The organism is Nocardioides sp. Leaf307 (assembly GCF_001423135.1).
In the GTDB taxonomy this organism is placed as follows: Bacteria; Actinomycetota; Actinomycetes; order Propionibacteriales; family Nocardioidaceae; genus Nocardioides; species Nocardioides kribbensis.
On the sequence record NZ_LMNY01000003.1, the window covers coordinates 267143 to 289079 of the forward strand.

Below are 21937 nucleotides of genomic sequence, written 5' to 3' on the forward strand. Positions count from 1 at the left end.
GTGACCGGCCCTGTGGGCGGGACCGTGCGCGGCGGCGTCGAGCCGCTGCTCGAGGCGACCGGCCTGCGCAAGTCCTACGGCGAGCGCGTCGTGCTGGCCGACGTGTCGCTGCGCGTGCAGCCCCACGACGTCATCTGCCTGATCGGCTCCTCGGGGTCGGGCAAGTCGACGCTGCTGCGCTGCCTCAACCTGCTCGAGGACGTCGACGACGGCTCCATCGTCTTCGAGGGCCGCGAGGTCTCCGACCCCCGCGTCGACCCGCGCGAGGTGCGCCGGCGCATGGGCATGGTCTTCCAGGCCTACAACCTCTTCCCCCACCTCACCGTGCTCGACAACTGCACCCTCGCCCCGCGCCGCGTGCACGGCCTGGGCCAGGTCGAGGCGGAGGCCCGCGCCCGCGACCTGCTCGCGCAGTTCGGGCTCTCCGAGCACGCCGGCAAGCACCCCGACAAGCTCTCCGGCGGCCAGCAGCAGCGCGCCGCGCTCGTGCGCGCGCTGTGCACGCAGCCGACGCTGCTGCTGCTCGACGAGATCACCGCGGCGCTCGACCCCGAGCTGGTGGGCGACGTGCTCGCCATCGTGCGCGACCTGGCCGAGGCCGGCACCACCATGGTGCTGGCTACCCACGAGATGGCCTTCGCCCGCGAGGTCGCCACCTCGGTCTGCTTCCTCCACGAGGGCCGCATCCTCGAGCAGGGCCCGCCCGCCGAGATCTTCGCCGACCCCCGCGAGGAGCGCACCCGCCAGTTCCTGCGGCGCGTCCTGCCCGGCTGACCCGGAGGCTCCCCGAGCCGCCGCCGCAGCCCCGATCGCGCGATGGCGCGGCTGGAGCGCACCGATCGCGCACTTGCGCCGGCAAGCGGCTGGGCGACGGCGCGGTGTGCGTGGCTGGTGCGTTCCCGGGCGGCCCCGGCCTGCGCAACCGGCGCAATTGCGCTGGACGGCCCCACGCGCGGCCCGGCTGGGTGCGTCGTGCGGTGTGCGCGGCTGCCGCAGTCGTCGGCGGCCCCGGCCTGCGCGAACCGCGCAATTGCGCTGGACGGCCCCACGCGCGCCCCGGCCCGATCTCGACCGCGCCCCGCCCACCACCCGACCGTGACACCACTTCTGTCAGCATCTGGGGCATGATGCGCCCATGAGCTACGAGCTGGGTCAGGGCACGGGACCGCTGCGGGGCGTCAAGGTCGTGGAGATCGCGGGGATCGGGCCGGGCCCGCACGCCTGCATGATCCTGGCCGACCTGGGCGCCGACGTGATCCGGGTCGAGCGCCCGGGGGGCCAGGTGCTCAGCGGCGGCAGCCACGACCTGCTCAACCGCGGCCGGCCCAGCGTCGCGCTCGACCTGAAGAGCCCCGAGGCGGTGCAGACCGTGCTCGACCTCGTGGCGAGCGCCGACGTGCTGGTCGAGGGCATGCGCCCCGGCGTCACCGAGCGCCTCGGTCTCGGCCCCGACGACTGCCACGCCCGCAACCCGCGCCTGGTCTACGCGCGCATGACCGGCTGGGGCCAGACCGGCCCGCTGGCCCACGCCGCCGGGCACGACATGAACTACATCGCCATCACCGGCGCCCTCTTCGGTCTCGGCCAGGACCCGTCGCGGCCGCACTTCCCGACCAACCTGGTCGGCGACTTCGGCGGCGGCTCGACGTACCTCGTGATCGGCATCCTCGCCGCGCTCCTCGAGGCGAAGGCGAGCGGCCGGGGCCAGGTCGTCGACGGCGCGATCGTCGACGGCACCGCCCACGTCAACGCCATGACCACCGCCTTCGTCGGCGCGGGCATCTTCCGCGAGGAGCGCGCGGCCAACCTCCTCGACGGCGGCGCCCCCTTCTACGACGTCTACGAGACCTCCGACGGCCGCCACATGAGCGTCGGCGCCCTCGAGCCGCAGTTCTTCGACGCCCTCGTCACCCTGCTCGGCGTCAAGGAGACCTGCCCCGGCCAGCACGAGCTGGAGCGCTACGACGAGATGCGCGCCCTCTTCGCCGACACCTTCCGCAGCCGCACCCAGGCCGACTGGGTCGAGCTCTTCGAGGGCACCGACGCCTGCGTCGCCGGGATCATCCCGGTCACCGAGGCCAAGGACCACCCCCACCTCGCCGCCCGCGGCACCCTCGTCGAGCACGAGGGCCGCCTCCAGCCGGCCCCCGCGCCCCGCTTCTCCCGCACCGGGGCCACGCTCTCCACCCCGCCGCCCGACAAGGCCGGCCGCCACACCCGCGACGCCCTCGCCGCGTGGGGCGTCGCCGACGTCGACGGCCTGCTCGCGCGCGGCGTCGCGGTGCAGGCCGACTGACCCGGGGGTCGCACGCCCGCCGGTGCCACCCCCTCGCCCGGCGCCCGGCACACTGGCCCCGTGAAGCCGTTCCTCTTCCTCGGCACCCGCGCGGAGGACCTCGCCGCCGACGGTGAGTACGACGCGGTCCTGCGCTGCACCGGCCTGGCCGAGCGCGAGCTGCGCCGCGTGCGCCTGGAGCGCGAGTCAGTCCTCGACGCGCTCGGCGGGCCGGTCGACCTCGACGCCTGGTCGGGCATCGTGCTCGGCGGCGGGCCCTACAACGTCAGCGACCCCGTCGAGGCCAAGAGCACCGCGCAGCGCCGGGCCGAGGCCGAGCTGGCCGACCTCGCCGAGCGGGTCGTCGCGGCCGACCACCCCTTCCTCGGCGCCTGCTACGGCATCGGCACCCTCGGGGTGCTGCGCGGCGGCCTGGTCGACCGCTCCCACCCCGAGCCGATCGGGGCGCAGACCATCACCCTCACCGAGGCCGGACGCGCCGACGCGCTCTTCGGGGGCCTGCCCGACCGCTTCCAGGCCTTCCTGGGCCACAAGGAGGCGGTGGCCCGCCTGCCCGAGGGGGCGGTGCTGCTGGCGTCGTCGGCGACCTGCCCGGTGCAGGCCTTCCGGCTGGGCGAGCGGGTCTGGGCCACGCAGTTCCACCCCGAGCTCGACGTCGAGGGCATCTGCACCCGCATCGAGGTCTACGCCGAGCACGGCTACTTCGAGCCCGGCGGCGCCGCCACCCTCCAGGCCCGCGCCCGCGCCGCCGTCGTCACCGAGCCCCAGCGCCTGCTCACCCGCTTCGTCGAGCTCTTCGCCCGCGACTGACCCCGCCCCGGCCGGCCCGCGACCCCGGCCCGCCCCGGCCCGCCCCCGTCCGACCCCGCCGCCCCCCGTCCGACCCCGTCCGACCCCGCCCGACCCCGCGCGGCCGCAGCGTCCCCGGCGTACGGACCGTGAGGCAGACCTCTTGCTGAACATCTGTCAACAAGCCGCGGACCGGGCTACCGTCGGCCCATGAGCAGCGAGACCAGCGCCCCTGCGACCGGCACCCGCGAGTCCACCTCCGCCACGCCCCCCGGCGGGGTCGAGCACGTCGACGTCCTCATCGTCGGCGCCGGCCTCTCGGGCATCGGCGCGGCCTGCCAGCTGCGCGCGGGCCACCCCGGTCGCAGCGTGGCGGTGCTGGAGAGCCGCGGGGCCAGCGGCGGCACGTGGGACCTCTTCCGCTACCCCGGCGTGCGCTCGGACTCCGACATGTTCACCTTCGGCTACCGCTGGCGGCCCTGGCCCAGCCACACCGCGCTGGCCGACGGCGGCCTGATCCTCGACTACGTGCGCACGGTCGCCCGCGAGCAGGGCGTCGACCGCCTCGTCCGCTACCACCACAAGGTCCTCGGCGCCGACTGGGACTCCGCGGCCGCGCGCTGGACCGTGCGCATCGAGCGCGACGGCGAGCCGCTCACCATGACCTGCGGCTTCCTGTGGGGCGCCACGGGCTACTACGACTACGAGGAGGGCCACACCCCGGTCTTTCCCGGCCGCGAGCGCTTCCGGGGCCAGGTGGTGCACCCCCAGCACTGGCCCGAGGACCTCGACTACGCCGGCAAGAGGGTCGTCGTCATCGGCTCGGGCGCCACCGCGATCACGCTGCTGCCCTCGATGGCCGGCACGACCGAGCACATCACCATGCTCCAGCGCACGCCCACCTACATCCTCCCGCAGCCCGGCGAGGACCCCTGGTCGCGGCTGTTCGACAAGCTGCCCCTGCCGGCCGCGGTGACCTACCCGGTCGTGCGGTGGAAGAACGTGCTGCGCCTGGTGGCCAGCTACCAGCTCGCCCGCCGATTCCCGCGGCAGGCCAAGGCCGTCATCCGCCGCTTCACCGAGCCCCAGCTGCCCGAGGGCGTCTCCTTCGACGAGCACTTCCAGCCGTCCTACGACCCGTGGGACCAGCGCCTGTGCGTCGTGCCCGACGGCGACCTCTTCAAGGCCCTGCGCGCCGGTCAGGCCTCGGTGGTCACCGACACCATCGAGACCTTCGACGAGACCGGCATCGCGCTGACCTCCGGGGAGCACCTCGACGCCGACATCATCGTCACCGCCACGGGCCTGAAGCTGCTCGCCTTCGGCGGCCTCGAGCTCAGCCTCGACGGGGAGCGGATCGACGTCTCCCAGGCGATGTCCTACAAGGGCCTCATGCTCAGCGGCGTGCCCAACTTCGCCTACACGATCGGCTACACCAACGCCTCGTGGACCCTCAAGGCCGACCTGGTGGGGGAGTACGTCGTGCGCCTGCTCTCCCACCTCGACGAGCACGGCCTGCGCGCCGTGGTGCCCGTGCGCGACGAGTCGGTGGGGGAGCGACCCTTCATGGACCTCGCTTCCGGCTACATCCAGCGCGCCCTCGACGACCTGCCCAAGCAGGGCGACCGCGCGCCGTGGATGCTGCGGCAGAACTACCTCCAGGACGTGCGCACCATCCGCCGCGACCGCATCGACGACGAGGCCCTGGCCTTCTCCTGACCCGCCCGCCCGCCCGCACCGGTCCGGCGTACGCCACGGGCGCCCCGCTGTGACGCGGGGCGCACCCCGCGCTCACCCCAGGGGTGAGGTCCGACTCGGTGCACGGTGGTGCACTGGACCGAAGAACAGATCGCAGCACGCACCCCTCGCCCGAGGGGAGCGCCCCGACGAACGGAGCACGTGATGGGCATCGGCGACAAGATCAGCAACAAGTCCGAGGAGCTCGGAGGCAAGGCCAAGGAGACCACCGGCCGCGCGACCGGCGACGAGCAGCTCGAGGCCGAGGGCAAGGGCGACCAGGCCTCGGCCGGCGTCAAGCAGGGCGTCGAGAAGCTCAAGGACGCCGCCAAGGACATCAAGGACGGCCTCACCAAGTGAGACCTCCCCTCCCGCCGCGCACCGCGACCGGGAGGGACGGCTGAGACCAGACGCACACCGCGTCGAATCTCGATCGACGGGCTGCACCCCTAGACTGGGGGGCAGCCCGTTCCGTCTTGCCTCGGGCTCCGCCGGACCCGCACCACCCGGTCCGCGCGCCGCCTCCGTCGGAGGCACCCGCTCCTCTCGCCCGTCACGGGCCAGTCGTGCAGCCAATCATTGGCGAGACACGCCCACAGTGAGTGACTTCTTCGTGTCCAACGCATCGTCCAACGCTTCGTCCAACGCTTCCTCCACCCGTTCCTCCGGCACCGCCGGCGCGGGCTCCCCGAGCTTCGCCGCCCTCGGCGTGCCCGCCGACCTCGTGGCGATCCTCGCCCGCGACGGCATCACCTCCCCCACCCCGATCCAGGCCGCGACGCTGCCCGACTCGCTGGCCGGGCGCGACGTGCTCGGCCGCGGCCGCACCGGCTCCGGCAAGACCTTCGCGTTCCTGCTGCCGCTGGTGGCCCGCCTCGTCGAGTCGTCGCTGCCCGCGACGGCCAAGCGCCCCCGCGCGCTCGTGCTGGCCCCGACCCGCGAGCTGGTCAACCAGATCCACGAGGCCCTCAAGCCGCTGGCCAAGGCCGCCGGCCTCACCACCCAGACCGTCTTCGGCGGCGTGGGCCAGAACCCCCAGGTCGCCGGGCTGCGCCGCGGCACCGACATCGTGCTGGCCTGCCCCGGCCGCCTCGAGGACCTCATCTCCCAGGGCCACTGCCAGCTCGGCTCCATCGAGGTCACCGTGCTCGACGAGGCCGACCACATGGCCGACCTCGGCTTCCTGCCCGGCGTGCGCCGGATCCTGGAGAAGACCCCCGTCGAGAGCCAGCGCCTGCTCTTCTCGGCCACCCTCGACAACGCCATCGACGTGCTGGTCAAGCGCTTCCTGCGCAACCCCGTCACCCACTCCGCCGACTCCGCGCAGTCGCCGGTGGCCAAGATGGACCACCACGTGCTGCACCTCTCGCGCGAGCAGCGCGTGCCGGTGCTGGTCGACCTGGCCAGCGCGCCCGGTCGCACGGTGGTCTTCACCCGCACCAAGCACGGCGCCAAGGCCCTGGCCCGCCAGCTCAACAAGAACGGCGTGCCCGCCGTCGAGCTGCACGGCAACCTGTCGCAGAACGCGCGCGTGCGCAACATGGACGCCTTCCACGCCGGCCAGGCCAGCACGCTGGTCGCCACCGACATCGCGGCCCGCGGCATCCACGTCGACGACGTGGCCCTCGTGGTCCACGCCGACCCGCCGGCCGAGCACAAGGCCTACCTGCACCGCTCGGGCCGCACGGCGCGCGCGGGCGCGGCCGGCACCGTGATCACCCTGATGACCGCCGAGCAGGTGCGCGACGTGCGCGACCTGACCCGCGCGGCCGGCATCAAGCCGACCATCACCAAGGTCGACACGATCTCCCACCCGATCCTCACCACGCTGGCCCCCGGTGAGCGCGTCCTCGTGCCCGGCGGCCTCGGCGTCAGCACCCCCGAGCCCGCCCCGCGCGGCTCCGGCGGCAGCGGTGGCGGCTCGGGTCGCTCCGGCGGCCGCGGCGCCGGCGGCGCGGGCGGCGGCACCCGCCGTCGTCGCAGCGGCGGCGGCACGTCGGGCGGCTCCAGCTCGTCCTCGCAGGGCGGCGGCCAGAGCGGCCAGGGTCGCGGGCGCGGCCAGGGCTCCGGTGCGGCCAAGCCCGCCGGCGGGCCCGGCGGGCGGTCGGGCGCTGCCCGGCGTACCGGTGGGTCGGGGCAGGGTGGCTCGAGCCACAGCGCCGCGTCCTTCAGCGGACGCCGAGGCTGACCGCAGGCGACGTAAGGTGGGAGGAGTGAGCCCGGTGCGTGAGTTCGTCAGACGGTCCCTGTGGGACGTCGTGCCTCGCGACCACCGGGACGACCCCGCCGTGCTGAGGCGGCGCCAGATCGTCACGGGTGTCTTCGTGGTGATCGGCGCCGCCGTGCTCGGCTTCTCGCTGCGCATCGAGCCGGGCTCGGGCTGGTTCTACGTCTCGACGCTCGTCCTGGCCTCGGTGTGGATCCTCGGCGCCTTCACCTCCGGCCCGCTCCACCTCGGGCGCATCGGGCACGCCGAGCGGCTGCGCCGCCCGGTGCTCTCGCCGATCCTGCTGGGCGCGGCGATGGTCGGGGTCTTCGTGCTCGGCGCGCTGCTGATCCGCGAGATCCCGCTCTTCGACCCCTTGGTGCGCCAGATCCAGTCGGTGCTCGACTACACCGTCGAGGGCCCCTGGCCGCTGCTGCTCTTCGTGACGGCCGTCAACGGCGTCGCCGAGGAGCTGTTCTTCCGCGGCGGCGCCTACGCCGCCACCCCGCGCTACCCCGTGCCGGTCACCACGGTGGCCTACACCGTGGCCACGCTGGCCACCGGCAACGTCATGCTCACCTTCGCCGCCGTGCTCCTCGGCGTGGTGGTCGGCCTGCAGCGTCGCGCCTCGGGCGGCATCCTCGCCCCGATCCTGACCCACCTGACGTGGTCGATCTCGATGCTCTTCCTGCTGCCGCTCATCTTCCTCTGATCGTCCTGCGCGCCGCGGACCCGTCCCCGGGCCCTCCCGCGGCGGCGCGCGCTGACGTCATGCGTCGCGAGGAGTCGTCTCCACGGTCCGAGCGACGCCCCCCGGGGGGTGCTGCGGACGTCATGCGTCGCGTGGAGGCGCATCCACGATCCGCATGACGCCTCCGCGGGGTGCTGCGGATGTCATGCGTCGCGTGGAGGCGCATCCACGATCCGCATGACGCCTCCGCGGGGTGCTGCGGATGTCATGCGTCGCGCGGAGTCGTCTCCACGGTCCGAGCGACGCCCCCCGGGGGGTGCTGCGGACGTCATGCGTCGCGTGGAGGCGCATCCACGGTCCGCATGACGCACGGCCGGGCGCCCGCATCGGACCCGGCTCAGGTCTGGTCGTCCTCGGCCACGGCGCGGCGCACGGCCTCGGCGTAGCTCAGCGGCTCGCCGGGCACGACGTCGCGGATGGAGTAGTCGGTCTGCAGGACCTCGTTGCCCATCGAGTCGATGAGGTTGGCCGCGGTGGTGGTGTCAACGCCGGTGACCAGGCGGATCCACCACGACGAGAGCACCGGCGTGCCCACGGGCAGCTGGATGATGGGGATGTCGCGGCCCAGGATCTCCTTGGCCGCGCCGCGCATCATGCCGACGTAGCTCAGCTGGTCGGCGCCGCCGACCTCGAAGACCCGGTCGTAGGCCTCCTCCTTGCCGGTGACGCCCACGATGTAGCGGATGACGTCGTCGATCGCGATCGGCTGGGTTCGGGTGGCGGCCCAGCGCGGCACGACCATCGCGGGCAGGTTCTTGACCAGCCCACGCGTCATCTCCCACGACACGCCGCCGGCGCCGACGACGATCGCCGCGCGAAGCACCGTGACGGGCACCCCGGAGGTGCCGAGCAGCTGCTCGACCTCGCGGCGCGAGCGCAGGTGGGGGGAGAGGTCGTCGTCGTCCTTGCCGAGCCCGCCCATGTAGACGATCTGGGTGACGCCGTTGGCGGCCGCGGCCAGCCCGAAGGCGGTGGCGGCCTGGGCGTCCTTGCGCTCGAAGTCGTTGTCGTCGAGGGAGTGCACCAGGTAGATGGCCACGTCGACGTCGGTGAGCGGCTCGGCCAGCGTGCCCGGGTCGAAGACGTCGCCGTAGACCGCCTCGCCCTGGCCCTCGTAGGTGTCGGGGTGGCGGGTCATGGCCTTGACGTGGTGACCGGCCTCGACCATCGCAGGCACCAGCCGCTTCCCGATGAAGCCGGTGGCGCCGGTGACGAGGACGGTGAGACTCATGGGGCCAGCGTAGGGGGTGCGACCTGGCCCGCCGCCCAGGAGCCGGGGGCTCGGGCCCGAGGGGTGAGAAACCGCCGGGACGCCTGGCCGGCCGGGGGCAGGTCAGTCGGTGCCGCGCCGGGCGCGCTCGGCGATCCGGTCGCGCTTGGCCTGGTCCATGGCCGACTCGTAGGCCGAGACCAGCCCGGCGATCGAGAGCGGCTTGAGCCGCTCGACGACCTCGCGGATGGTCTCGGGGGAGGCGCCGGCCTCCTTGTAGGCGGGCCACACCATCGTGCGGAAGACCTGGTTGAGCTCCTCGGCCAGCTGACGGCCGTGGGCGGCGTAGACCTGGGCGGAGGCGACCGCGGCCTCGGTGGGGAAGCCGAGGTCGAGCAGGCTCAGCCCCACCGGCAGCTGGGTGAGCGCCACGGCGTAGCGCCCGCGGCGCGTCGGCACGGCGATGCCGAGGGCGGCCAGCGTCGAGAGGTCGTCCTCGCCCAGCTCGCGCCCCGCGCGGGTGGCGAGCTCGGCGACGCTCATCTCCTCGGGCACGTCGGCCTGCCACGGCGCCAGCATCGTGCGGTGCAGCGCGATGTCCTCGGGGGTGGCGTCGGCGGGGATCGCGGCGACGTAGCGCTCGATGGCCGAGAGCGTGAAGCCGTGGCTCTGCAGCTCGGCGACCAGCTCGAGGCGCGCGACGTGGTCGGGGGTGTAGTAGCCGGAGCGGCCGCGACGGATCGGGGGCGGCACGAGGCCCTTGGTGGTGTAGAAGCGCACGTTGCGCACGCTGATCCCGGCGCGCTGGGTCAGCTCGTCGAGGGTCATCAGGTCCTTGGTGGCCCCGGCGCCGTTCTCGTCCATCCTCGTCCTCCCTCCTGCTGCTGCCTGTCGTGCTGCCTGTCGTGATGCTGCCGTGGCGCCCGCCCGCCTGCTGACGCGGGGGGCGGCGACCTGCCGGTCAGGCAGGACATCCTGCCGGTGTGGTGGCCGACACACGCACGGGGGCGCGGCCGGTGCCGCGATCCCTTGACGACAGTGACAGCAATAGTGTCACAATCGACGCACAGACATCGAGCACCGAGGACGGTCATGGCAGAAGCATTCGTGTACGACCACATCCGCACACCGCGCGGCAAGGGCAAGGCCGCCGGATCGCTGCACGAGGTGAAGCCGGTCGACCTCGTGGTCGGGCTGCTCGACGAGCTCACGGTGCGCAACCCCGGTCTCGACCCCCACCGCGTCGACGACGTCGTGCTCGGCGTGGTCACCCCCGTCGGCGAGCAGGGCGGCGACATCGCCAAGACCGCCGCGCTCAAGGCGGGCTACCCCGACACGGTCGCCGGCGTGCAGCTCAACCGCTTCTGCGCCTCGGGCCTCGAGGCCGTCAACCAGGCCGCCGGTCGCATCCGCGGCGGCATGGAGGACCTCATCCTCGCCGGTGGCGTGGAGTCGATGAGCAACGCGCCGATGGGCTCCGACGGCGGCGCCTGGGCCCAGGACCCCGCCACCGCGCTCGCCACCGGCTTCGTGCCCCAGGGCATCGGCGCCGACCTCATCGCCACCATCGAGGGCTGGAGCCGCGAGGACGTCGACGCCTTCGCCGCGGAGTCCAACCACCGCGCCGCCAAGGCGTGGGCCAACGGCTACTTCACCGACTCGGTCGTGCCGGTCAAGGACATCAACGGCCTCACCGTGCTCGACCACGACGAGCTGATCCGCCCCGACACCTCGGTCGAGGGCCTGGCCGGCCTCCGGCCCAGCTTCGCCCAGATGGGTCGCGACGCGGGCTTCGACGACGTCGCGCTGGAGAAGTACCACTGGGTCGAGAAGATCGACCACGTCCACCACGCCGGCAACTCCTCGGGCATCGTCGACGGCGCCGCGCTCATGGCCATCGGCACCGAGCAGGTCGGCGCGGACCTCGGTCTGACCCCGCGCGCCCGGATCGTGTCGATGGCCGTCTCGGGCGCCGACCCGACGATCATGCTCACCGGCCCCGCCCCGGCCGCCCGCAAGGCGCTCGCCAAGGCCGGCCTCGAGGTCGGCGACATCGACCTCTTCGAGATCAACGAGGCCTTCGCCGCCGTCGCGATGCGCTTCATGCGCGACATGGGCATCACCGACGAGATCACCAACGTCAACGGCGGCGCCATCGCCATGGGCCACCCGCTCGGGGCCACCGGCGCGATGATCCTCGGCACCCTCATCGACGAGCTCGCCCGCCGCGACCAGCGCCGCGGCCTCGCCACGCTCTGCGTCGGCGGCGGCATGGGCATCGCCACGATCGTCGAGCTGGTCTGAGCCCCGCGCACCCGCGCGGACCGACCAGCCCCCTCCCGGCGTACGCGCCGACGCCCGTCACAGACCCAGACAGGACCCACACACGCATGAGCACCACCACCACCGAGCAGACCGCCGTCCGCTACGACAAGGACGCCGACGGCATCGTCACCCTCACCCTGGACGACCCCCACCAGTCGGCCAACACCATGAACGCGCTCTACACCTCCTCGATGAAGGCCGTCGTGGACCGCATCGAGGACGAGCTGGCCGCCGACGCCTCGAGCGTCACCGGCGTCGTCATCGCCAGCGCGAAGAAGACCTTCTTCGCCGGCGGCGACCTCAAGGGCATGGTCACCGCGACCCCCGACGACGCCGCGAGCGTCTTCGCGATGGCCGAGGGCGTCAAGGAGCCGCTGCGCCGCCTGGAGAAGCTGCCCGTGCCGGTCGTCTCGGCCATCAACGGCGCCGCGCTCGGCGGCGGCTTCGAGATCTGCCTGGCCACCAACCACCGCATCGTCGTCGACGACGACAAGGTCGCCCTCGGCCTGCCCGAGTCGTCGCTGGGCCTGCTGCCCGGCGGCGGCGGCGTGACCCGCATCGTGCGGCTGCTCGGGCTCCAGGCGGGACTGATGGAGGTGCTGCTCACCGGCACGCAGTTCAAGCCGGCCCAGGCCAAGGAGAAGGGCCTGGTCGACGAGCTGGTCGCCACCCGCGAGGAGCTCCTGCCCGCGGCCAAGGCGTGGATCAAGGCCCACCCCGAGGCGACCACCAACCCGTGGGACGCCCCTGGCTACAAGATGCCCGGCGGCAACCCCAAGGGCCCGGCCCTGGCCGGCTTCCTGCCCGCCTTCCCGGCACTGCTGCGCAAGCAGACCAAGGGCGCGGTCTACCCCGCCGCCCGCGCCATCCTCTCGGCCGCGGTCGAGGGCGCCATGCGCGACTTCGACACCGCCTCGCGCATCGAGTCGCGCTACCTGGTCAAGCTCATCACCGAGCAGGGCTCGAAGAACATGATCCAGGCGTTCTTCTTCGACCTCCAGGCCATCAAGTCCGGCTCCATGCGCCCGCAGGGCATCGAGCCCTTCAAGGCCACCAAGGTCGGCGTGCTCGGCGCCGGCATGATGGGCGCCGGCATCGCCTACTCCTGCGCCCGCGCCGGCATGGAGGTCGTGCTCAAGGACGTTTCCGACGAGAACGCCGCCAAGGGCAAGGCCTACTCCGAGGGCCTGCTCGACAAGGCCATCTCGCGCGGCAAGTCGACCGAGGAGAAGAAGGCCGAGCTGCTCGGTCGCATCACCGCCACCGGCGACGCCGCCGCCCTGGCCGGCTGCGACCTGGTCATCGAGGCCGTCTTCGAGGACCCCTCGCTCAAGGCCAAGGTCTTCGCCGAGGTCGCGCCCTACGTCAACGACGACGCGCTGCTGTGCTCCAACACCTCGACCCTGCCGATCACCGAGCTCGCGGAGGGCGTCGACCGCCCGAAGGACTTCATCGGCCTGCACTTCTTCAGCCCCGTCGACAAGATGCCGCTGGTCGAGATCATCCGCGGCGCCGAGACCTCCGACGAGGCGCTGGCCAAGGCCTACGACGTCGTCCAGCAGATCCGCAAGACGCCGATCGTGGTCAACGACAGCCGCGGCTTCTACACCTCGCGCGTCATCGGCTTCTTCGTCAACGAGGGCCTGGCCATGCTCGCCGAGGGCGCCCACCCGATCTCCCTGGAGCGCGCCGCGACGCAGGCGGGCTACCCCGTGGGCACGCTGCAGCTGACCGACGAGCTCAACATGGAGCTCATGGCCAAGATCGAGAAGGCCACCCGCGAGGCCGCCGAGCGCGACGGCACGCCGTACGCCATCCACCCCGGCACCGCCGTGGTGCAGCGCATGCTCGAGCTCGAGCGCCCCTCGCGCCTCAAGGGCAAGGGCTTCTACGAGTACGCCGACGGCAAGCGCCAGGGCCTCTGGGCCGGCCTCGCCGAGGAGTTCCCGGTGGCGGAGGAGCAGATCCCCTTCGAGGACATGAAGGAGCGGATGCTCTTCGCCGAGGCCCTCGAGACGGCCAAGTGCTTCGAGGAGGGCGTCATCACCTCCGCCGCGGCCGCCAACATCGGCTCGATCATGGGCATCGGCTTCCCGCCCATGACCGGTGGCGCCGCGCAGTACATGACCGGCTACCAGGCCGCCGACGGCGAGATCGGCCTGGCCGCCTTCGTCAAGCGCGCCGACCAGCTGGCCGAGCGCTACGGAGACCGCTTCGCCCCCACCGCCCACCTGCGCTCCATGGCCGAGAAGGGCGAGTCCTTCCCGGCCTGACGCCCGGCCCGCGAGGGCTACCGGGCCCACCGGACCGGCACGACACCGCGGCGGCGGACCCTCGACGGGTCCGCCGCCGCGGTGCGTCCTGACCGTTCGGCGGAGACCGCGGGTCCTCCGAACGGCCGACCCCCTGGTCGGTCCGGGTCATTTGCCCGCGGAGGCCTCCTGGGGCACCGCCCGCGCGGCCAGGATGGTGGCGTGACCTCCCCCCGGCCCGCCGTCGACGTGCGCGCCCTCCACGTGCGCTTCGGCGAGGTGGAGGCGGTCGCGGGCGTCGACCTGGTGGCGTACGCCGGCCAGGCCACCGCCCTCCTGGGCCGCAACGGCGCGGGCAAGTCGACGACGATGCGCGTGCTCGCCGGCGTCGTGCCGCCCACCTCGGGCACCGCCCGCGTCGCGGGCCACGACGTGCGGCGCGAGCCGCTGCGGGTCAAGCAGTCGGTGGGCTACTGCCCCGACGTGGGCGGGCTCGTGCCCCGCGCGACGCCGTGGGAGCACGTGCAGCTCTCCGCGCGGCTGCGCCGCCTCGACCGTGCCTGGCGCACCCGCCCGGTGGGCTGGGAGCAGCGCGCCCGCGACCTGCTCGAGCGCTTCGAGCTCGGCGACGTCGCCCACCGGGTGACGGCCGGCTTCTCCCACGGCATGGGCCGCCGGCTCTCGGTGGTGCTGGCCGCGCTGCACGAGCCCGACGTGCTGCTGCTCGACGAGCCCTTCGACGGCGTCGACCCGATCGGCGTGGAGGCGACCCTGGAGGTCGTCGCCGACGCCCGCGCCCGTGGCGCCTGCGTCCTGGTCTCCACCCACCTGCGCGAGCTGGCCATCGAGGCCTGCTCGACCGTGACCGTGCTGCGCGGCGGTGCCCAGGTCGCCACGCTCCCGGCCGCCGACATGGTGGGGGAGGACGGCGCGCGTGCCTACCGCGGCCTCCTCGACTGAGCGCTGGCCCGGCTCCGGCCCGCCGCGTCGTCCCGGGGCCGCCGCCCGCTGGCGCGCCGCACCCGCCGACGCGTGGCACGCCGTGGTCGACACCGGCCACCTGGTCGCCTTCCGCGCCGGCACCGTGCGCAGCCGCGGGGTGCTCGTCGCGCTCACCGCCGCCTTCGTCGCGCTCACCGCGGCGGCCGCGGTCGTGCCGGCGTGGACCCCCGGCGCGGGCTCGGGGGAGGGCCGCAGCCTCGACGTGCTCCTGCTGCTGCCCACCGCGATGGCGGGCTTCCTGCTGCTGGCGCTGGTCTCGGCGGTCGTCTCCGGGGGCGGGCGCGAGCTGCTGGCGCGCGACCCGGCCGCGGTGCACCCGGTCAGCCCCACCACCGACCACCTCGGGGCGTTGGTCCTCGCACCCCTCAACATCGCCTGGCTGCTGCAGGCCTGGACGCTGCTGGGCAGCACCGCCTACGCCGTGGGCCCGGCCGGCGGCGGCGCCGACCTCGCCGCCGCGCAGGTCGGCATGCTGCTGTGGCTGGCCTTGGCCACCGCGCTCGCGCAGGTCGTCGCCTGGAGCCTGGAGGGCCTGCGCCGCCTGCGCGGCGGTGTCCTGGCCGTGCGCCTGCTCGGCCTCGGGGCGCTCGCCGCGGGGCTGGCCCTGCAGGCCACCGGTCGGCTGGTGCCGGCCCTCGACCGCGGCCCGACCGTGCCCGTGCTGGGCGGCCTCGTGGGCGGTCCCGGCCCGCGGTGGGGCCTCACCGTGGCCGGCCTGCTCGTGGCGACCCTGCTCGCGGTCGCCCTCGGCGCCGTGCCGGCCCACCTGGCGGCGCGCCGCCACCCGCGCGACGAGCAGGGCAGCGAGACCGAGCACCACGAGGCCCGCCCGCTGGCCCGCTGGCCGCTCACCGCGCTCGTGCGCACCGACCGGGCCTCGGTGTGGCGCGCGGTGCCGATGCGACGCGGGCTGCTGGTGCTCGCCGTGGGCCCCGGCCTGGTCGCCCTGCTGGGCGGGCTGCGCTGGGACACCATGACGGTGCTCCCCGGCCTGGTCGCCTCCGGCGGCGCGCTGCTCTTCGGGGTCAACGCGTGGTGCCTCGACGGCCGCGGCGGCCGCTGGCGCGAGAGCCTGCCGGTCGACCCCGCCACGGTCTTCGACGCCCGCGCGTGGGTGCTGGCGGAGTTCCTGCTCGCGGCCTCGCTGCTGACCACCGCCATCGCCGCGGTGCGCGCCGGGGTGCCGAGCGCGGCCGAGCTCGCGGCGATCACGGCCACGCTGGCGGTGGTCACCGTGCAGGTGGTCGCGGCCGCGATGCGCTGGTCGCTGGCCCACCCCCACGCGGTCGACCTGCGCTCGGCCCGCGCGACCCCCGCCCCGCCGCTGGGCATGGTCGGCTACTCCACCCGCCTCGCGGTGAGCACCACCGTGACCGGCTTGGTCTTCTCCGGGCTCAGCCGCGCCGAGGGGTGGGCGCTGCCGGTGCTGTGCGCCGTACCGTTCCTGGCGTGGTCGTCGTGGCGCCTGCTGCGCACCCGCCGCCGCTGGCTCGACCCCGTCGAGCGCGCCCGCGTCGTGCTGACCGTCACCGCCTGACGCCGCGCGCTGCTCGGCGGGGACGTCATGCGTTGTGTGGATGCGCTTGCACGTCTCGTATGACGTGGTGGGGTGGGCTGGGCGGCGCCGGGGGACGTCATGCGTTGTGTGGATGCGCCTCCACGTCTCGCATGACGTCCCGCCGCGCAGCCCCGCGAGCGGGCCCCGCCCCCCGGGAGGCGCCACCACGCCGGCGACCCGCAGCCGCCCGCGCGCCTGTGAGACGCCCGTCACCCGGCTGCCTCTAGGGTGCGAGGCATGGACTTCTCCCCCTCGCCGCGCGCGGCCGACCTGACCGCCCGGGTGGCGGCCTTCATCGCCGAGGAGGTGACGCCGGTCGAGGCGGGGTACCACGCCGAGCTCGCCCGCCGCCGCGCCGACCGCAGCGGGCCGAGCCCGTGGGAGCCGCAGCCGGTGCTCGAGGAGCTCAAGGCCAAGGCCCGCGCCCAGGGCCTGTGGAACCTCTTCCTGCCCCAGGAGCACGCGGGGGAGTACGCCGCGCGCTTCGGCACCGACGGCGGCGAGGGCCTCACCAACGTCGACTACGCCCCGATCGCCGAGCTCACCGGCCGCAGCGCCATCGCGCCGCTGGTGCTCAACTGCAACGCCCCCGACACCGGCAACATGGAGGTGCTGCTGCGCTACGGCACCCAGGCCCAGCGCGACGAGTGGCTCGACCCGCTGCTCGACGGCCGGATCCGCTCGGCCTTCACCATGACCGAGCCCGGCGTGGCCTCCTCCGACGCCACCAACATGGCCGCCACGGCGGTCGTCGACGGCGACGAGGTCGTCATCAACGGGCGCAAGTGGTGGTCGACCGGCGTCGGCCACCCCGACTGCCGGATCTTCGTCTTCATGGGTCTCACCGACCCCGACGCCGACCGCCACCACCGTCACTCCATGGTGCTGGTGCCGCGCGACACCCCCGGCGTCAGGATCGAGCGGCTGCTCTCCACGATGGGCCTCCAGGACGAGCCCCTCGGCCACGGCGAGGTCTCCTTCACCGACGTCCGGGTGCCGGTGACCAACATCCTCAGCGGCCCCGGCGAGGCCTTCGGCATCGCCCAGGGCCGCCTGGGCCCTGGTCGCGTGCACCACTGCATGCGCCTCATCGGCCTGGCCGAGCTGGCGCTGGAGCTGGCGTGCCGGCGCGGCCTGGAGCGGGAGGCCTTCGGCAAGCCGCTGGCCAACCTCGGCGGCAACCGCGAGCGCATCGCCGACGCCCGCATCGCCATCAACAGCGCCCGCCTGCTGGTGCTCGACGCGGCCTGGAAGCTCGACGTCGGTGGCCCGCTCAACGCCCTCTCCGAGGTTTCCCAGATCAAGGTCGCCGTGCCCACCATGGCCCAGCAGGTCATCGACATGGCCATGCAGCTGCACGGCGGCGGCGGTCTCTCCGACGACCACCCGCTCGCCGCGGCCTGGACCTCGGCGCGCGCCCTCCGCCTGGCCGACGGCCCCGACGAGGTGCACCGCGGCGTGGTCGCCCGCCTCGAGCTCGGCCAGTACGGCGCGCGCCGGTGAGCGCCCCCGCGGCCGAGCGGGCCGGCGCCCCGCTGCGCGTGCTCGTCACCGGCGCCGCCTCGGGGCTCGGCGAGGCGCTCAGCGAGGCCTTCGAGGCGCGCGGCGACGAGGTGCTGCGCACCGACCTGCGCGCCCCTGACGGCGGGCTGGCCCTCGACATCACCTCCGACGACGACTGGGCCGCCGCGGTGGCCGAGGTCGGGCGGCGCTGGGGCGGGCTCGACGTGCTGGTCAACAACGCCGGCGTGGCCGGTGGCGGCCGGCTCGACGTGGCCACCCTCGAGGAGTGGCACTGGATCTTCGAGATCAACCTCTTCGGCGCCGTGCGCGGCACCCGGGCCTTCGTGCCGCTGCTCAAGCGGCAGGGGTCGGGGGCGATCGTCAACGTCGCCTCGCTGGCGGGCCTGGTCCACCCGGCCGGCATGGCGTCCTACAACGCGGTGAAGGCCGCGGTCCTGGCGCTCACCGAGACCACCGGCCACGAGCTGGCCGGCCACGGGGTCAGCGCCCACGCGGTCTGCCCGTCGTACTTCCGCACCAACCTGATGGACTCCCTGCAGGGCGCCGACGCCGCGCTGGGCGCCACGATGGCGCGGCTGGTGGAGCGCTCCCCGATCACCGCCGCCGACATCGCCGCGGCCGTGCTCGAGGGCCTCGACGCCGGCGCCGAGCTGATCGTGCCCGACCAGCCCGCGCGCGACGCGTGGGCGCTCAAGCAGCACGACCGCGCCGGCTACGACCAGGTCATGCGCGCCCAGGCGGCCAAGCTCGAGAGGAACGCACCGTGAGCACCCCCACCGACGCGCCCGCCCCGGACGGCAACCCCGCCAAGGCCCTGCGCGAGGAGGACGCCTTCGACACCGCGGCCGTCGAGCGCTGGCTGGGGCGCGGGCCGATCACGGAGGTGCGCCAGTTCCGCGGCGGCGCCTCCAACCTGACCTACCTGCTGCGCATGGCCGAGGGCCCCGACCTGATCCTGCGGCGGCCCCCGGTGGGCCGCAAGGCCAAGGGCGCCCACGACATGGGTCGCGAGCACCGGATCCAGGCCGCCCTCGCGCCGGTCTTCCCCTACATCGCGCCCCAGGTCGGCCACTGCGACGACGAGTCGGTCATCGGCTCGGAGTTCTACGTCATGGAGCGCCTCGAGGGCACGATCCTGCGCCAGGACTTCCCCGAGCAGCTGCGCCCGGTGGCCCCCGAGACCGCCGACGCGCTGTGCCGCCGCGCGCTCGACGTGCTGGTCGACCTGCACTCCGTCGACGTCGACGCCGTGCCCGAGCTGGCCGCGCTCAGCCGTGGCGAGGGCTACGTCGCCCGCCAGGTCTCCGGCTGGACCCGCCGCCTGGCCGACGCGCGCACCGAGGAGACCGGCGACTGGTCCGACGTCACCGGCTGGCTCGACGCCCACCAGCCCCCCGACGCCGGGCGGGTGCTGATCCACAACGATTACCGCTTCGACAACCTCGTGCTCGGCCCCGACCTCGAGGTCGCCGGTGTGCTCGACTGGGAGCTCGCCACCGTCGGCTGCCCGATGATGGACCTCAGCTGCACCTCGGCCTACTGGGTGCAGGCCGACGACGACGAGCTCTTCCAGCTCTTCCGCCGCCAGCCCACCACCACGCCGGGCATGTGGACCCGCGAGGAGCTGGCCCGCCGCTACTGCGAGCGCACCGGCCGCACCCTCAGCGCGCGCGACTGGACCTTCTACGAGGTCTTCGGCCTCTTCCGCCTCGCGGTGATCGCCCAGCAGATCTGGTACCGCTACGCCACCGGCCAGACCACCAACGAGTCGTACGCCGTGCTGGGCCAGGTCGTCCCCTACCTGGAGGCCCGCTGCCGCCGGCTGGTCGGCGAGGCCGACTCCGGGGCCGGGTCCGACGCCGGGGCCGAGCCCGACTCCGGGCCCGACGCCGGGGCCGGGGCCTGATGGGTCTGCTGCTGCTCGTGCGGCACGGCCAGGCCAGCTTCGGCGCCGACGACTACGACGTCCTCTCGCCCACGGGGTGGGAGCAGGGCCGCCTGCTGGGGGCCTCGCTGGCCGCCGCCGGCGCGCTCCCCACGGCGCTGGTGCGCGGGTCGATGCGCCGGCACCGCGAGACCCTCGAGGCGCTCGTCGACGGCGCCGGCCGGGGGAGCGGTGACACCGGGACCCCCGAGCCCCCCGGGACACCCGGGACACCCGAGGCCCCCGGGGTCACGGTCGACGCCGGCTGGGACGAGTTCGACCACCTCGGGGTCGTGGGCGCGCACCCCGACCTGCTGGGCGACGACGCGTGGAGCGACCGGCGCGCCTTCCAGACCGCTTTCGTGGAGGCGACGCGGCGCTGGACCGCGGGCGAGCCGGGGGCCGACGGGGCGGCGTACCCGGAGTCGTGGGGGGAGTTCCTGGGCCGGGTGCGCGGCGCGCTGACCGCCGCCGCCGCGGCGACCGGGAGCGGCGGCACGACGCTGGTCGTGACCTCCGGCGGCGCGATCGCCGCGGCCTGCGCCGCGCTGGTCGACCCCGAGGAGACCGACGAGGCGCGGCTGGCCCGGGCCTGGAGCCGGTTCAACACCGTGTGCGTCAACACGGGGGTGACCCGCGTGGTGGTCGGCTCGACCGGGCCGCGCCTGCTCACCTTCAACGAGCACCCGCACGTCTCCGGCGACACGCTCACCTACCGGTGAAGCCTCCGGTGACCGGCTCGTGACGGGCGACTCGTGAGGACCGCGTGGGTACGCCACACGGCGCGGGTCGTGCTCGGGGCGTTCCTCCTGGTTGCCGGGGTGGCCCACCTCGTCGACGTCGAGGCGTTCCTCGCCCAGGTGCCGCCATGGCTGCCGGCCCGCGAGGCGGTGGTGCTGGTCTCCGGGGTGGTCGAGCTGGCCCTCGGCGCGGCGCTGCTGCTGGCGCGCGGGCGGCGACGGGCGCAGGTCGGCCTGGTCGTCGCGGCCTTCCTCGTCGCGGTCTTCCCGGGCAACGTGAGCCAGTGGCTCACCGGTGCCGACGCCTTCGGCCTCGAGACCGACGGTGCGCGGCTGGCCCGGCTGTTCTTCCAGCCGCCGCTGGTCGCCTGGGCGCTGTGGTGCACCGGCGGCTGGGGGCTGCTGGTCGAGCTCGTCGGACGTCGACGGGGTGCCGGGGAGGGCCGGGTCAGACCAGGCGCTTGAGCACGCCGAGCGGCGCGTGCTTCATCACCAGCGACAGCGGGGCCCACGGCAGCGGCGGCACGCACGCGGAGTCGACCTGCTTCTCGATGGCGGCCACCATCGCCCGCACGCCCTTCTCGGTCGAGGCCATGAGCGGGGTCGACGAGGCGACCTGGTCGTTCGTCTCCGAGGCGATGTAGCCGGGGTAGAGCACGGTGACCTTGACCGTGCGGGCCAGTGGCGTGCCGTGCAGCTCGTGGCGCACGCCCTCGGCGAGGAACGCCGCGCCGACCTTGGTGGCGGCGTAGGTCGTCATCGACCTCGGCAGCGCCCGCATGGCCGACATCGAGGAGACCACGACCAGGTGGCCGGCCTCCTGGGCGCGGAAGACGGCCATGGCCGCCTCCACCTGGCTCAGGGCGCCGACGAAGTTGGTCATCGCGGTCTCGCGGTTGACGTCGGCGCGACCGGTGCCGAGCGCGGCGCCCTTGCCGAGCCCCGCGTTGACCACCACCCGGTCGAGGTGGCCGAAGGTGGCGCGGAAGTCCTCCACCACGGCCGGCACGGCCTCGTGGTCGGTGACGTCGAGGGCGCGCAGCTCGACACGCCGCCCGGGGTGGGCGGCCAGCACCTCCTCGCGCAACTGCTCGAGGCGGTCGGTGCGCCGGGCGCACAGGGCGAGGTCGTGCCCGCGGGCGGCGAGCTGGCGGGCCATCTCCGCGCCGAGCCCGGAGGAGGCGCCGGTGATCAGGGTGGTCGGCATGGCCCCGAGTCTGGCGCAGCACCCCCCACCGACCGCCACCGGCTCCGGCGTACCCCCGTCGTCCCACCCGCCACCTCCGCCCCACCGGTCGGCCCGGACCCGCGCTTGTCGGCCGAGGCGTGGGCCGACAGGTGCGGGTTTCGCCAGCCGGCTGGCGAAACCCGCGGACGCCCCGGAACCCGTCGGCCCGGGCCGGGCAGCCATGCCGTCGCGCGGGGCTGGGCTCGAGCGTGCGTCCCCACCAGCCACGGCAGCCCCACCTGTCGGCCCGGACCCGCACCTGTCGGCCGACGCGTGGGCCGACAGGTGCGGGTTTCACCGGCTGGCTGGCGAAACCCGCGGCCCGCGGCACCGCCCCACCAGCCCCGCGGAGCCGTCGGAGTGACCCGGGCCACGCAAGGTCTCGGATGAGACAC

19 protein-coding genes are annotated in these 21937 nt (G+C 74.4%); 16 read left to right on the top strand and 3 right to left on the bottom strand.

The features are described 5' to 3' along the window. The first annotated feature begins 45 nt into the window (after positions 1–45). From ASF50_RS16135 to ASF50_RS16165, 7 genes are all read left to right on the top strand, one after another. Positions 46–774, top strand: coding sequence for an amino acid ABC transporter ATP-binding protein (locus tag ASF50_RS16135; RefSeq protein WP_414855749.1), 729 nt, complete (start codon positions 46–48; stop codon positions 772–774). 361 nt (positions 775–1135) lie between these two features. Beyond that, the gene (locus ASF50_RS16140; protein WP_056905171.1) at positions 1136–2296 is read left to right on the top strand and encodes a CaiB/BaiF CoA transferase family protein; all 1161 of its coding nucleotides are present in this window, start codon (positions 1136–1138) and stop codon (positions 2294–2296) included. A 60-nt stretch (positions 2297–2356) separates the two neighbouring features. Then, complete coding sequence (locus ASF50_RS16145) at positions 2357–3106, top strand: glutamine amidotransferase (RefSeq protein WP_056905172.1); 750 nt, start codon at positions 2357–2359, stop codon at positions 3104–3106. 189 nt (positions 3107–3295) lie between these two features. Then, on the top strand, positions 3296–4804 hold the full coding sequence (locus ASF50_RS16150) for a flavin-containing monooxygenase (protein WP_082503300.1): 1509 nt from the start codon (positions 3296–3298) through the stop codon (positions 4802–4804). A 183-nt stretch (positions 4805–4987) separates the two neighbouring features. Continuing rightward, positions 4988–5182, top strand: coding sequence for a CsbD family protein (locus ASF50_RS16155; RefSeq protein ID WP_056865028.1), 195 nt, complete (start codon positions 4988–4990; stop codon positions 5180–5182). A gap of 238 nt (positions 5183–5420) precedes the next feature. After that, positions 5421–7010: a DEAD/DEAH box helicase gene (locus ASF50_RS19960; RefSeq protein WP_268778361.1), complete on the top strand. Its 1590-nt coding sequence runs from the start codon at positions 5421–5423 to the stop codon at positions 7008–7010. 100 nt (positions 7011–7110) lie between these two features. Next, the gene (locus tag ASF50_RS16165) at positions 7111–7740 is read left to right on the top strand and encodes a CPBP family intramembrane glutamic endopeptidase (RefSeq protein ID WP_228942992.1); all 630 of its coding nucleotides are present in this window, start codon (positions 7111–7113) and stop codon (positions 7738–7740) included. Between the two features lie 376 nt (positions 7741–8116). Here ASF50_RS16165 and ASF50_RS16170 read toward each other — a convergent pair whose 3' ends face one another. Together ASF50_RS16170 and ASF50_RS16175 are read right to left on the bottom strand one after the other, a co-directional pair. Next, a complete protein-coding gene (locus ASF50_RS16170) occupies positions 8117–9010 on the bottom strand; it encodes an NAD(P)H-binding protein (protein WP_056905174.1) in 894 nt (297 codons plus the stop codon). 102 nt (positions 9011–9112) lie between these two features. After that, positions 9113–9853: a MerR family transcriptional regulator gene (locus ASF50_RS16175; RefSeq protein WP_056905175.1), complete on the bottom strand. Its 741-nt coding sequence runs from the start codon at positions 9851–9853 to the stop codon at positions 9113–9115. Between the two features lie 228 nt (positions 9854–10081). On the opposite strand from ASF50_RS16175, the gene ASF50_RS16180 reads away from it, so the two are divergent. From ASF50_RS16180 to ASF50_RS16220, 9 genes are all read left to right on the top strand, one after another. After that, the gene (locus ASF50_RS16180; protein WP_056905176.1) at positions 10082–11293 is read left to right on the top strand and encodes an acetyl-CoA C-acetyltransferase; all 1212 of its coding nucleotides are present in this window, start codon (positions 10082–10084) and stop codon (positions 11291–11293) included. Between the two features lie 86 nt (positions 11294–11379). Continuing rightward, positions 11380–13587 carry a 3-hydroxyacyl-CoA dehydrogenase NAD-binding domain-containing protein gene (locus tag ASF50_RS16185; RefSeq protein WP_056905177.1) on the top strand — a complete coding sequence of 736 codons (2208 nt, stop codon included), beginning with the start codon at positions 11380–11382 and terminating at the stop codon, positions 13585–13587. Positions 13588–13788: 201 nt separating this feature from the next. After that, positions 13789–14526: an ABC transporter ATP-binding protein gene (locus ASF50_RS16190; protein ID WP_056865021.1), complete on the top strand. Its 738-nt coding sequence runs from the start codon at positions 13789–13791 to the stop codon at positions 14524–14526. Continuing rightward, positions 14501–16105 carry a hypothetical protein gene (locus ASF50_RS16195; RefSeq protein WP_056905178.1) on the top strand — a complete coding sequence of 535 codons (1605 nt, stop codon included), beginning with the start codon at positions 14501–14503 and terminating at the stop codon, positions 16103–16105. Before ASF50_RS16190 ends, ASF50_RS16195 begins: the two co-directional genes overlap by 26 nt. 258 nt (positions 16106–16363) lie before the next feature. Next, positions 16364–17629, top strand: coding sequence for an acyl-CoA dehydrogenase family protein (locus ASF50_RS16200; protein WP_056905179.1), 1266 nt, complete (start codon positions 16364–16366; stop codon positions 17627–17629). Further along, positions 17626–18417, top strand: coding sequence for an SDR family NAD(P)-dependent oxidoreductase (locus ASF50_RS16205; RefSeq protein WP_056905180.1), 792 nt, complete (start codon positions 17626–17628; stop codon positions 18415–18417). The genes ASF50_RS16200 and ASF50_RS16205 overlap by 4 nt, the downstream gene beginning before the upstream one ends. Beyond that, positions 18414–19556, top strand: a complete 1143-nt coding sequence (locus ASF50_RS19965) for a phosphotransferase family protein (protein ID WP_082503301.1) — start codon at positions 18414–18416, stop codon at positions 19554–19556. The genes ASF50_RS16205 and ASF50_RS19965 overlap by 4 nt, the downstream gene beginning before the upstream one ends. Continuing rightward, on the top strand, positions 19556–20296 hold the full coding sequence (locus tag ASF50_RS16215; RefSeq protein WP_056905181.1) for a histidine phosphatase family protein: 741 nt from the start codon (positions 19556–19558) through the stop codon (positions 20294–20296). The genes ASF50_RS19965 and ASF50_RS16215 overlap by 1 nt, the downstream gene beginning before the upstream one ends. A gap of 33 nt (positions 20297–20329) precedes the next feature. Further along, positions 20330–20779 (top strand): MauE/DoxX family redox-associated membrane protein, encoded by a 450-nt coding sequence (locus ASF50_RS16220; RefSeq protein WP_056905182.1) that lies wholly within the window; start codon positions 20330–20332, stop codon positions 20777–20779. Here the strand turns inward: ASF50_RS16220 and ASF50_RS16225 are convergent. Continuing rightward, a complete protein-coding gene (locus ASF50_RS16225) occupies positions 20763–21521 on the bottom strand; it encodes an SDR family oxidoreductase (RefSeq protein ID WP_056905183.1) in 759 nt (252 codons plus the stop codon). The two genes, ASF50_RS16220 and ASF50_RS16225, sit on opposite strands and share 17 nt — an antisense overlap. Positions 21522–21937: the final 416 nt, after the last annotated feature.